Genomic DNA, 12,169 nt, shown 5'->3' on the forward strand with positions numbered 1-12,169 from the left:
TCAGGCGCTTATTCTTGTTCGGACGCGGATTTCGCACCGCTTTGCCCCGACGGGTCAGGCTCACCCACCCGTCTGATTTCCCACTCTAGACGAATGCCGCTGTTTTGGAAGACCTTTTCGCGGACCTCTTCGCCCAGGCCTTCCAGGTCCGCGGCGCTGGCGCCCCCGGTGTTCACCAGGAAATTCGGATGCTTCGGCGACATCTGCGCGCCGCCCCGCGTGGCCCCCCTGAGCCCGGCATCGTCGATCACCTTCCACGCCTTCAGCTCGTGCGTGTCGCCCGCCCGCCCGGTCGAGCTGTGGCCCGCCGGGTTGCGAAAGGTCGACCCCGCGCTGCGATCCTTCGTGGGCTGCGTCGCGTCGCGTCGGGCCAGCTGGTCGTCCATCCGCGCGGCCAGATCGGCGGGGTCGCCCGCAGCGGCCCGGAAGGTCGCCCGAGTCAGCACCCAGCCCTCGGGCAACTCGCTGGACCGGTAGGCCAGCTTCAGATCCGCCGCGGGGATCGTGACCACGTCGCCGCCCCGCGTCACGGCCTGGACCTCGACCAGGTGATCCGACACGTAGGACCCGTAACAGCCCGCGTTCATCCGCACCGCCCCGCCAATCGCGCCGGGGATGGTGCGCAGGAAGGTCAGGTCGCGCCCCGCTTCCGCCGCCTTGCGCGCCACGTGGGCGTCCAGCGCCGCCGCACCCGCATGGACCAGGTCCCCCGCCACCTCGATCCCGTTGAAGCCGCGGCCCAGCCTGGTCACCACCGCGCGCAGCCCGCCGTCGCGCACGATCAGGTTCGAGCCCACGCCCATGGGAAACACGTCCACGTCGTCCGGAAGATCGCGAAGGAAGTCCTGCAGGTCCTCAAGATCGGCGGGCTGGAACAGGACATCCGCTGGACCGCCCACGCGCAGCCAGGTCAGATCGGCCAACGACCGATCCGGCGTCAGCCGTCCCCGCACGCGCGGCAGATCCATCATGGCGCATTCCCCTGCTTCATCTTTCCCCAAATACCTTAATCCCCGTCGTCAAAACCCGGCGCGCCCGCTCAGCGAAGGCGCGCCCGCACCCAGCGCGCGGCATAGACCACGGGCCAGCGCAGCACCGACGCCGCGGCGAGCATGAACAGTCCCGCGGCCAGTAGGCCCACCGTCAGCCACAGCCACGCGGCCAGCGGCGCGCCCACGGCCATCAGAGCGTAGGCCGAGGGCCAGTGCTGGCGCTTGCTGGGCAGCATCGCGATCACGTTCGCTCCCGCCAGCCAGGCGAAGGCGGCAACCAGCGCGGGGCTCACCTGTCGCGCTCCAGCTCCTCGGGCAAGCTGACGGGCAGGCCCATGGCGCGTCGCGCGAAGTAGATCAGCGGATTGCGGAACATGGACAGCAGCGCCACGACGCAGGCAACCGTCACCCACAGCCCGTGCGCCTTGGCCACGAAGACCAGCAACACAGGTGCCACCACCAGCAAGGCGATGCCGGGCACGTATTGCCGCCGCATGGGCAGCATCGCCGTGGCCGCGGCCGCCAGCACCCATAGGCAGGCCAGTGTCAGCGCCGTCGTCATCTCAGCTTTCCAGCCGCGCGGGCAGGTTGCCCGCCCAGGTGCTGATGGTGCCCGCGCCCAGGCACACGACCATGTCGCCGGGGCGCGCCTGCTCGCGGACCAGCCGCTCCAGGTCGTCTTCGGATTGCAGCGCGCGGGCGTGACGGTGGCCATGCTGGATCAGACCCGCCACCAGGTCGTCGCGCGACGCGCCCTCGATGGGCTCTTCGCCGGCGCCATAGACCTCGGCGATGGCGACCACGTCGGCATCGTTGAAGCACGAGCAGAAATCGTCGAACAGCGAATGCAGCCGCGAATAGCGGTGCGGCTGGTGCACGGCGATGACGCGACCTTCCGTGGCCTGGCGTGCGGCCTTCAGAACGGCGGCGATCTCGACCGGGTGGTGGCCGTAATCGTCGATGATGGTGACGCCGCCGGGCGTGCCCACGCGGGTGAAGCGGCGATTGACGCCGCCGAACTTGGCCAGCGCGCGCCGGATCTCGTCGTGCTCCATCCCGAGGTGGCGGGCGACGGCGACGGCGCTCAGCGCGTTCGACACGTTGTGATCGCCTGGCATGGGAAGCTCGCAGCCTTCGATCACGGCGCCTTCGTCCTGCAGGGCGATGTCGAAATGCGCCACGCCGTTCTTGTAGGTCAGGTTGATCGCCCGAACATCCGCCTGTGCGTTCAGGCCGAACGTCACGACGCGGCGATCCCGGATCCTGCCGACCAGCGCCTGCACGTCGGCGTCGTCGGTGCAGCACACGGCCAGGCCGTAGAAGGGGATGTTCGACACGAAATCCAGGAACCCCTGGTGCAGCGCCTTTTCGGTGCCCCAGTGTTCCATGTGCTCGGGGTCGATATTGGTGACGATGCCGATGGTGGCGGGCAGGCGGTTGAAGGTGCCGTCGGACTCGTCCGCTTCGACCACCATCCACTCGCCCTTGCCCATGCGCGCGTTCGAGCCATAGGCGTGGATGATGCCGCCATTGATGACCGTCGGATCGATGCCCCCCTCGTCCAGCACGGCGGCGACCATCGTGGTCGTCGTGGTCTTGCCGTGGGTGCCCGCCACGGCGATGTTGGATTTCAGCCGCATCAGCTCGGCCAGCATCTCGGCCCGCCGCACCACCGGCAACCCGCGCGCGCGGGCGGCGTCAAGCTCGGGGTTGCCCGGCTTGATCGCGGACGAGATCACGACGACCTCGGCACCGTCCAGGTTCTCGGCGCTCTGGCCCTCGAACACCGTCGCGCCCAGCTTTTCCAGCCGCTGGGTGATCTTGCTGGCCTTCTGGTCCGATCCCTGGATCGTGTAGCCGTGAGACAGCAGCACTTCCGCGATCCCCGACATGCCGATGCCGCCGATGCCGACGAAATGGATCGGGCCCATCTGGGTGGGCAGCTTGGTCGGGCGCGGCGTCATGGCGTATCCGGGTGCGATGGTTTCGTGTTTCATGGCTGCTCTGCCCTTTCATCGGAGTAAATGTCCAGCCCGGCAATCTGTGTCGCCAGATCCGCCAGGTCCTGCGCGGCCTCGGGGCGGCCCACGCCCTGCGCGCTGCGCGCCATGCGCTGGGCGGCGTCGGGCTGGGAAAGAATGGTCTCGATCGCGTCGGCCAGCGTGGCTTCGGTCAGCTTCGATTCCGGGATCACGATGGCCGCGTCCGCACCCGACAGCGCCCGCGCGTTGGCGGTCTGGTGGTCGCCCGCGGCGGCGGCGAAGGGCACCAGGATCGACGGGCGGCCGATGATCGCCAGGTCCGCCACCGACGACGCGCCCGCGCGGCTGATGACCAACTGCGCCTCGCTGATGCGGCGGGCGATGTCCTCGAAGAAGGGCGCGACCTCGGCGCTGATGCCGTGCTGGTCGTAGAAGGCGCGCACACGCTCTTCGTCCTCGCCGCGGGCCTGGTGCTCGACGCGCAGGTTGCGCAGCAGGTCCTCGGGCAGGCTGGCGACCGCGCCGGGCACCACGTCCGACAGGATGCGCGCGCCCTGGCTGCCGCCGATCACCAGCAGCGCCATCGGGTAGTCGCCGGGCGGAATATAGCCCGCGCCAGCCCGCGCCAGCACCGCGCTGCGCACCGGGTTTCCGGTGAAATAGCCCTCGACGCCATCGGGCAGGTCCGTGGGCCAAACCCCGCAAGCAAAGCCGTCGACGCGGCTGGCGAAGAGCCGGTTCACCCGGCCCGGCACGCCGTTCTGCTCGTGGATCAGCGTCGGCAGCTTCAGCCGGGTGGCCGCCAGCAGCGCCGGGATCGACGGATAGCCGCCGAAGCCCACCACGATGGCGGGCCGGTCGCGTTTCATCGACGCGCGCGCGCGCCACGCCCCGGCCAGGATCTTGAAGGGCGCGGCCAGCTTGCCTTTCAGACCGCCCCGCGCCGTGGTGGCGGAGGGCACGACCTCGATCTCGACCGCATCCGGGAAGCCGCCCGCATAGCGCGCACCGCGCGCGTCGGTGCTGAGCTTCACCCGCCAGCCGCGCGCCAGAAGCTCCTCGGCCAGCGCCTGGGCGGGGAACATGTGCCCGCCGGTGCCACCCGCGGCCAGTATGGCCAGTGGCGCGCTCAAGAAGCCCCCCGCGTCAGCAGGATATCGCGGATCTCGCCCTGGGGGCGCGTGCGCGTGAAGGCCAGCAGCATCCCCACCGCGATGCCGCCCGCGATCAGCGACGAGCCGCCGTAGCTGACGAAGGGCAGCGTCATGCCCTTCGCGGGCAGCAGCCGCACCGCGACGCCCATGTTGACCATGGCCTGCACGCCGAAGGTGCAGGCAAGCCCGGTGCCCGCCAGCCGGATGAACGGATCGCGCTCGCGCATCAGCCGGATCAGCGAGCGCACCACGATGGTGCCGTAAAGCGCGATGATGAAGAGCACCAGCAGCAGGCCGTATTCCTCGGCCGCGACGGCGATGATGAAATCGGTATGCGCATCGGGCAGCGATTGCTTCACCTGCCCCTCGCCCACGCCCACGCCGAAAAAGCCGCCCTGCTGGATGGCGTTGGTGGCGTAGCCCAGCTGCGTGGTGGGGTCGAGATCGGGCGACAGGAACCCGTCGATCCGGCGGGCGAAATGCTCGGAATTGGAATAGGCGATGGTCCCCGCAAAGGCGACCGCGCCCGCCAGCCCCAGCAGCAGGACGATGGGGGCGCCCGCCACGAAATACATCACACCCCAGGCGAACAGGATCAGGCAGGCCTGGCCGAAATCGGGCTGCAGCGCCAGCATCAGCACGATGGCAATGGTCAGCGCGAAGCTCAGCGACTTGCCCGGCGGGCCGCCCAGGTGCTGGCTGGCCGAGATCATCCACGCCGCCGCGACCACGAAGCCCGGCTTCAGGAATTCCGACGGCTGCAGCGATGCAAAACCCAGCGAATACCACCGCACGGCGCCCTTGCCGAAATCGGTGCCCGCGAAGGGCAGGCCCATCATCGCCACGAAAGACACCGCGAAGCCCAGCACCGCCAGGCGCCGCACCATGGTGGGCGACATCATCGTGGTGATGATCATGGCCACAAGGGCCACGCCGCCGAAGAACGCCTGCCGCTGGACGTAGTGAAACGGCTCGAACCCGTTGCGCGCGGCCAGCGGCGGGGACGACGCAAGGCCCAGCAGCAGCCCCACGCCGAACAGCATCAGCACGCAGCTGAGCGCCCACTTGTCGATGGTGCGCCACCACCGGGGAAGGATCGGATCACCCGCGCGCGCGGGCATCGTCCCATAGACCATTTCCGTCATGGATGTACCGCCAATTGCCTCAACCGCCCGTTTTCCGGGTCTCGAAGCCGAGTCTAGCGACTGGACGCGCACCGATCCAGCCTCTTTGGCCCCTTGCGCGGGGCATCGCTGCATGGTTTGGCCCCGATGATGGCGAATTCGACACGGTATAAGACGGTGATCCTCGGCGCAGGTGCCGCCGGGATGATGTGCGCGGCCCATGCGGGCCCGGGAACGCTGGTCTTGGACCACGCCAAGGCGCCGGGCGAGAAGATCCGCATATCCGGCGGCGGGCGCTGCAATTTCACCAATACCGGCTGCGATCCCGATGCGTTCCTGTCCGCCAACCCACATTTCGCCAAGTCGGCCCTGTCGCGCTACACGCAATGGGACTTCCTGGACCTGGTGCAGCGCCACGGCATCGCCTGGCACGAAAAGACGCTGGGCCAGCTTTTTTGCGACCGCTCGGCGAAGGACATCATCGCCATGCTGCGCGCCGAGATGGACGCGGCGACGGCCGAGCTCTGGTTGCAGACCCGCATCGACGAGGTCGCGCACGGCCCCGACGGCTTTCTGGTCCGCGTGAGCCGCGAGGGCCGCGAAATCACCCTTGCCTGCGACCACCTGGTGCTGGCCACAGGGGGGCTTTCGATCCCCAAGATGGGCGCCACCGGCCTGGCCTATAAGCTGGCCCGCCAGTTCGGACTGGACGTGCTGGACACGCGCCCCGGGCTCGTGCCCTTCACCTTCTCGGGCACACCGCTCGACGCGCTGAAGGCGCTGGCGGGCGTCGCCACCCCGGCCCGCGTCCAGGCCGACGGCCCGGCCTTCGACGAAGCGCTGCTCTTCACCCATCGCGGCCTGTCGGGCCCGGCGGTCCTGCAAGCCTCGAGCTACTGGCACGAGGGCCAGCCGGTCACGATCGACCTCGATCCCGACGCGCGCACCCTGCCCGCGCTGAAATCCGCGCGCCAGTCCACCGGCCGCAAATCGCCCGCGACGATCCTGGGTCAGCATCTGCCCGCCCGACTGGCAACGGCCCTGGCCGAAGAGATGTCGCTGCCCGCGAATATCGGCGATTGCGGCGACGCCGCGCTGGACCGGCTGATCGAGCGCATCCGCCGCTGGCGCATCACGCCATCGGGCACCGAAGGCTATCGAACCGCGGAAGTCACGCTGGGCGGCATCGACACGTCAGGGCTCAACTCGACCTCCATGGAGGCCAGGTCCTGCCCCGGCCTCTTCGCCATCGGCGAGGCCGTGGACGTCACCGGCTGGCTGGGCGGCTACAACTTCCAGTGGGCCTGGTCTTCGGGCTGGGCGGCGGGCCAGGCGATCGCGGCGCGAAAGGCCCGCGGATGACGCGCGGGGCCGACGTCGCGCCGTGAGTATTTCCGGAACAGCGATGGAACGGCCCTCGTCAATTCATCCCTGTTCTTCATGCACTTATGGCAAACCGCCCGCCTCAGCCGAGCCGCGCGACGCAGGCGACGAAGTCCTCGCCGCGCTTCTCGAAGTTCGGATACTGGTCGAAACTCGCCGCCGCGGGGGCGAGCAGCACCACGTCGCCCGGCTCGGCCTCGGCGGCGGCGCGCGCCACGGCCACGTCCATGGTCTCGCAGATCTCGACCGGGATGCCAGGCATCTGCAACGCGAAATCCCGCGCCGAATGCCCGATCAGATAGGCCTTCGCCACCGATCCCAGCGCGCCCTGAAGCGCCGCGATCCCGCCTTCCTTGCCCAGCCCCCCCGCGATCCAGCGGATCCGGGGGAAGGCCGCCAGCGCCTGCGCCGCGGCATCCACGTTGGTGGCCTTGCTGTCGTTGACGAAGCGCACGCCGCCGATCTCGGCCACCAGCTGGCTGCGATGGGGCAGCCCCGCGAAAGACTGCAATGCCGCCGCGATCGCCTTCGGCGCCAGCCCCATGGCGCGCGCCACGGCATAAGCCGCGCAGGCGTTCTGGTGATTGTGCGCGCCCGGCAGCCCCGGCATGTCGCGCAGATCCACGTCGGCGACCTGCCGCCCCTTGCGCCACTCGGCAAGTAAACCCTTGCGCGCAAAGACCGACCAGCCGGGGCCCTTGATCTTGCGCGTCACCGATACCGAGATCACCCGGTCGTCCGCGCGGCCCTCGGCCATCTGCCCGGCCAGGTACAGCCCTTCGACCTCGTCCACGCCCACCACCGCGCGATCCGGTCCACCCTCGGCGAACAGCCGTCGCTTGGCCGCGAAATACCCGCCCATCCCGCCATGCCGGTCCAAATGGTCCGGCGTCAGGTTGGTGAAGACCGCGATATCCGGGGTCAGCGCGCGCGCCAGGTCTGTCTGGTAGCTCGACAATTCCAGCACCACGACGCCGCCATCGACGGGCGGGTCGATATCCAGCACGCCGCGCCCGATATTGCCGGCCAGCTGGGCGGCCCGCCCGCCCTCGCTCAGGATGTGATGGATCAGCGCCGAAGTGGTGGATTTCCCGTTCGAGCCGGTCACCGCCACCACGCGCGGTGCCACGTCCATCTGCTCCCATTCCTGCGTCGCGACCGAGCGGAAGAACAGCCCGATATCGTTGTCCACAGGCACGCCCGCCCGCAAGGCGCCCAGGATTGCCGGATGCGGTGCGGGATAGAGATGCGGGATCCCGGGCGACGTCACCAGAAGCGCCACGTCGTCCCACGCCCCGTCGCGCGTCAGGTCCCGCACCGCGTAGCCTTCGGTCTCGGCGCGCGCGCGGCCCTCGTCGCTGTCGTCCCAGCAGACCGGCACAGCACCGCCCGCCGCCAGCGCCCGCGCCGTCGACAGGCCCGAGCGTCCCAGCCCGAGCACTCCAACCGTGCGGCCCGCATATCCCACGACCGGGATCACGCGCGCCCTGCCCCATCTTTGTTCTTGCAAATATCCCGGTGCATCGCCCGCCCCGCGCGCATCAGCGCAGCTTCAGCGTGGCCAGCCCGATCAGCGCCAGGATCAGGCTGATGATCCAGAACCGGATGACGATCTGCGGCTCGGCCCAGCCGCGCTTTTCGAAATGATGGTGGATCGGCGCCATCAGGAACACGCGCTTGCCGGTACGCTTGAAATACAGGACCTGGATGATGACGCTCAGCGCCTCCACCACGAACAGCCCGCCCACGATGCCCAGCACGAGCTCGTGCTTGATGGCCACCGCGATGGCGCCCAGCGCGCCACCCAGCGCCAGCGACCCGGTATCGCCCATGAAGACGGCGGCGGGCGGTGCGTTGTACCACAAGAACCCCAGGCCCCCGCCGATCAATCCCGCGCAGAAGATCAAAATCTCGCCCGTGCCCGGCACGTAATGCACGTCCAGGTAGTCGGTGAAGTCCACCCGCCCCACGGTATAGGCTATGATCCCCAGCGTGGCGGCAGCGATCATCACCGGCATCACGGCCAGCCCGTCCAGACCGTCCGTCAGGTTCACCGCGTTGGCGGCCCCCACGATCACGATCATGGCGAAGGGGATGAACAGGAAACCCAGGTTCAACAGGACGTCCTTGAATACCGGGAAGGCCATCCGGTTGGTCAGGGCCTCGGGATGGGCCCAGGACGCGGCGCCCGCGGCAATGGCCGCGATGGCGAAGCCGATCAGCAGGCGCGTCCGGCCCGACAGGCCCGCATGGCTGTTGCTGGTCACCTTCGCGTAGTCGTCGGCAAACCCGATCAGGCCGAAGGACACGGTGACGAACAGCAGGATCCAGACGTATGGGTTGTCCAGCCGCGCCCAGAGCAGCGTCGACACGATCAGCGCACCCAGGATCAGCACTCCGCCCATGGTGGGCGTGCCCGCCTTGGTGACCACGTGGCTTTCGGGGCCATCGGTGCGGATCGGCTGGCCGTATCGCTGGCGGCGGCGCAGCAGGTTGATCAGCGGTTGACCGAAGATGAAGCCGAAGATGAGCGCCGTGAAGAACGCACCGCCCGAGCGGAACGTGATATACTGGAAGAGGTTGAAGATATCCCCTCCGTCCGAAAAATTCGACAACCAGTAGAACATGGGTAGCGGTCCCCCTAGACCTCAGCGCGGGACCGGCGCGCAAGCGCGCGCAGGCCATCGACGATGCGCGCGGTCTTTGCGCCTTTCGAGCCTTTGACAAGCACGATATCGCCCGCGCCCACCAAATCGCCCAATCGGTGTGTCAATTCCTCGGCAGTCTCGGCCCATTCGCCCCGCTGGGCGACGGGCAGCGCGTCATAGGCCGCGCGGATGCGTGGCCCGGCGCAATGGATCACGTCGACCGCGTCAAGGCCCGGATGCCGTGCGATGGCGGCGTGCAGGGCCCGTTCGTCCGGTCCCAGTTCCAGCATGTCGCCCAGGAAGGCCACGCGGCGGCCCGCGCCCTCGGGCGCGGCCGCGATAAGCGTGTCGAGCGCCGCGGCCATGGATGCGGGGTTGGCGTTGAAGGCGTCGTCGATCAGCGTCAGGTGCCGATCTGTCGCGGCATCCAGCGTCAGCGTCTCGCGCAGACCCCGGCCCGCCACTTGCCGCCAGCGGCCCAGACCCTGCGCCGACAGAGCCAGGTCCGCGCCCGCCGCGACACAGGCAGCCAGCGCGCCAAGCGCGTTCATCGCCAGGTGGCGGCCCTGCGCCTGGAGCGCGATCGCCGCCGTGCCGTCCGGCACATCGGCGCTCAAGACCAGCGCGTCCGCCGCCTCATCGATCCGAGCCACCGACCACGCGGCGTCGCGGCTGCCGAAACGCCAGGCGCCCTCGGGGGCCAGTGCGTCGATCACCGCGCCCGCTTCGGGCGCCACGTCCACCGGCAGCACCGCGATGCCGCCGGGCTCCAGCCCGTCGACGATCGCCATCTTTTCGCGCGCGATGCCGTCCAGCCCGGCGAAGGCTTCCAGGTGCGCGGCCGCGACCGTGGTCAGCAGCGCCACGTGGGGCCGGGCCAGCCGCGACAGGGGCGAGATCTCGCCGGGGTGGTTCATGCCGATCTCGATGATCGCGAAATCCGTCCCATGCGGCATCCGCGCCAGCGTCAGCGGGACGCCCCAGTGGTTGTTGTAGCTGGCCTCGGCCGCGTGGACATGGCCCTGCCCTTCGAGCGCCGCGCGCAGCATTTCCTTCGTCGTCGTCTTGCCGACCGAGCCTGTCACCGCGATCACCCGAGCCTGCGTTCGCGCGCGGGCATGGACGCCCAGCCGCTCCAGCCCGCCCAGCACGTCGTCCACGACCAGAAGCGGGGCCGCGTCGTCCAGACCGTCCGGCACGCGCGACACCAAGGCAGCGGCTGCGCCCTTGTCCAGCGCCTGCGCCACGAAATCGTGCCCGTCGCGCTGGTCGGTCAGCGCGACGAACAAATCGCCCGGCCGGATCGTGCGCGTGTCGATGGACACGCCATTCGCCTGCCAGTCCCGCGTCGTCACGCCGCCCGTCGCACGGGCCGCCTCGTCGCTGGTCCAGAGCGTCCCGGTCATGCCACGCGCCCGTCCAGCGCGGCCACCGCGACGCTCGCCTGCTCGGCATCGTCGAAGGGATAGACAGTGTCGCCCACGGTCTGACCGGTCTCGTGCCCCTTGCCCGCGATCAGAAGCGTGTCGCCCGGCTCGAGCGCGTCGACGCCGCGCAGGATCGCTTCGGCGCGGTCGCCCACCTCGATCGCATCCGGGTCGGATTTGAGGATTTGCGATCTTATCGCGCCCGGATCCTCCGATCTGGGGTTATCGTCCGTCACTATTCGAACATCGGCATGGTCGCTCGCGGCGGCGCCCATGAGCGGGCGCTTGCCCTTGTCGCGATCGCCGCCTGCCCCGTAAACGACGATCAGGCGCCCCATCGTGTGCGGGCGCAGGGCCTTCAGGGCCGTCTCGAGCGCGGCGGGCGTATGCGCGTAATCCACGAAGACCGCCGCGCCGTTCTCACGCGTGGCGACCAGCTGCATCCGGCCCCGCACGGTCGTGAGCTTCGGCAAGGTGGCGAAGACGTCGCGCGCCTCGATGCCGCTGGCGATGGCCAATCCCGCCGCCACCAGCACGTTTTCGGCCTGGAACCCGCCGATCAGGCCCAGCCGGACCTGCTGCGCGTCGCCGTTCCATTCGAAGCGCAAATCCTGCCCCGTTGGATCGAACCGCTGCGACACCACCCGCAAGGCCGCGTCGGCGCGGCGCCCGACGGTCAGGATGTCATGCCCGCGGCTTTCGGCGATCTGCAGCATGTCCGGCCCGCGCGCGTCGTCGATATTGATGACCGCCGTGCCGTCTTCGCCCAGAACCCGTCCGAACAGCCCCGCCTTGGCGGCGAAATACTCGTCCAACGAGGCGTGATAATCCAGGTGATCCTGGGTGAAATTGGTGAAGGCCGCCGCCGTCAGCGACACGCCGTCCAGCCGCCGCTGGTCCAGCCCGTGGCTGCTGGCCTCCATCGCGGCATGGGTGATGCCGTTGCGCGCGGCCTCGGCCAGGGTGCGGTGCAGGGTGATCGGCTCGGGGGTCGTGTGGGCCAGCGGCGCTTCCCACGCGCCCTCGACGCCCGTCGTCCCCAGGTTCACCGCCTCGAGACCCAGCGCGCGCCATATCTGGCGCGTGAAGGACGCGACCGAGGTCTTGCCGTTGGTGCCGGTCACCGCGACGCAGATCTGCGGCTGAACCTCGAACCACAAGGCCGCGGCCAGCGCCAGCGTCTGGCGCGGATCCTCGGCCACGATCAGCGCCACGTCGCCCAGCTGGTCGCGGATCATGGCGGCGCCATCGCGGTCGGTCAGCACCGCCGCCGCCCCCATGCGCAGCGCGAAGGGGACGAATTCGGCGCCGTGGACCTTGCTGCCGGGAAGGGCTGCGAACAGGTGCCCGTCCTTCACGTGGCGGCTGTCCACCGACAGGCCGGTGACGCGCACCTCGCGGCCCGATCCGGCCGTCAGGCCCAACTCGGACAGGGATTTCGACTGCTCGCCCATGGCGG

11 protein-coding genes are annotated in these 12,169 nt (G+C 69.4%); 1 reads left to right on the forward strand and 10 read right to left on the reverse strand.

Going from position 1 to position 12,169, the window contains the following annotated elements; genetic code table 11:
- Nucleotides 1-8 precede the first annotated feature (8 nt).
- The 6 genes from murB to ftsW form a co-directional block, all read right to left on the reverse strand.
- The gene (gene murB / locus ILP92_RS05785; RefSeq protein WP_438361547.1) at nt 9-968 is read right to left on the reverse strand and encodes a UDP-N-acetylmuramate dehydrogenase; all 960 of its coding nucleotides are present in this window, start codon (nt 966-968) and stop codon (nt 9-11) included.
- A 71-nt stretch (nt 969-1,039) separates the two neighbouring features.
- Nucleotides 1,040-1,285, reverse strand: coding sequence for a DUF2484 family protein (locus tag ILP92_RS05790; protein ID WP_198915428.1), 246 nt, complete (start codon nt 1,283-1,285; stop codon nt 1,040-1,042).
- The gene (locus ILP92_RS05795; RefSeq protein ID WP_198915429.1) at nt 1,282-1,554 is read right to left on the reverse strand and encodes a DUF2484 family protein; all 273 of its coding nucleotides are present in this window, start codon (nt 1,552-1,554) and stop codon (nt 1,282-1,284) included. Before ILP92_RS05795 ends, ILP92_RS05790 begins: the two co-directional genes overlap by 4 nt.
- Nucleotide 1,555: 1 nt before the next feature.
- Nucleotides 1,556-2,956, reverse strand: a complete 1,401-nt coding sequence (gene murC / locus ILP92_RS05800) for a UDP-N-acetylmuramate--L-alanine ligase (protein WP_198915513.1) — start codon at nt 2,954-2,956, stop codon at nt 1,556-1,558.
- A gap of 29 nt (nt 2,957-2,985) precedes the next feature.
- On the reverse strand, nt 2,986-4,107 hold the full coding sequence (gene murG / locus ILP92_RS05805) for an undecaprenyldiphospho-muramoylpentapeptide beta-N-acetylglucosaminyltransferase (protein ID WP_198915430.1): 1,122 nt from the start codon (nt 4,105-4,107) through the stop codon (nt 2,986-2,988).
- Nucleotides 4,104-5,273, reverse strand: a complete 1,170-nt coding sequence (gene ftsW, locus ILP92_RS05810) for a putative lipid II flippase FtsW (RefSeq protein WP_198915431.1) — start codon at nt 5,271-5,273, stop codon at nt 4,104-4,106. Before ftsW ends, murG begins: the two co-directional genes overlap by 4 nt.
- 129 nt (nt 5,274-5,402) lie before the next feature.
- Between ftsW and ILP92_RS05815 the strand changes: the two genes are divergently transcribed.
- Entirely contained in the window at nt 5,403-6,614 is a 1,212-nt protein-coding gene (locus tag ILP92_RS05815; RefSeq protein ID WP_198915514.1) for a BaiN/RdsA family NAD(P)/FAD-dependent oxidoreductase, read from the forward strand.
- Between the two features lie 103 nt (nt 6,615-6,717).
- Here the strand turns inward: ILP92_RS05815 and murD are convergent, their stop codons facing one another.
- From murD to ILP92_RS05835, 4 genes are all read right to left on the reverse strand, one after another.
- Nucleotides 6,718-8,115: a UDP-N-acetylmuramoyl-L-alanine--D-glutamate ligase gene (gene murD / locus ILP92_RS05820; RefSeq protein ID WP_198915432.1), complete on the reverse strand. Its 1,398-nt coding sequence runs from the start codon at nt 8,113-8,115 to the stop codon at nt 6,718-6,720.
- A 61-nt stretch (nt 8,116-8,176) separates the two neighbouring features.
- Nucleotides 8,177-9,262 carry a phospho-N-acetylmuramoyl-pentapeptide-transferase gene (gene mraY / locus ILP92_RS05825; RefSeq protein ID WP_198915433.1) on the reverse strand — a complete coding sequence of 362 codons (1,086 nt, stop codon included), beginning with the start codon at nt 9,260-9,262 and terminating at the stop codon, nt 8,177-8,179.
- Between the two features lie 14 nt (nt 9,263-9,276).
- Nucleotides 9,277-10,689 (reverse strand): UDP-N-acetylmuramoyl-tripeptide--D-alanyl-D-alanine ligase, encoded by a 1,413-nt coding sequence (locus ILP92_RS05830; protein ID WP_198915434.1) that lies wholly within the window; start codon nt 10,687-10,689, stop codon nt 9,277-9,279.
- Nucleotides 10,686-12,164 carry a UDP-N-acetylmuramoyl-L-alanyl-D-glutamate--2,6-diaminopimelate ligase gene (locus ILP92_RS05835; protein WP_198915435.1) on the reverse strand — a complete coding sequence of 493 codons (1,479 nt, stop codon included), beginning with the start codon at nt 12,162-12,164 and terminating at the stop codon, nt 10,686-10,688. The genes ILP92_RS05830 and ILP92_RS05835 overlap by 4 nt, the downstream gene beginning before the upstream one ends.
- Nucleotides 12,165-12,169: the final 5 nt, after the last annotated feature.

The organism is Palleronia pontilimi, from assembly GCF_016412875.1.
GTDB lineage: Bacteria > Pseudomonadota > Alphaproteobacteria > Rhodobacterales > Rhodobacteraceae > Palleronia > Palleronia pontilimi.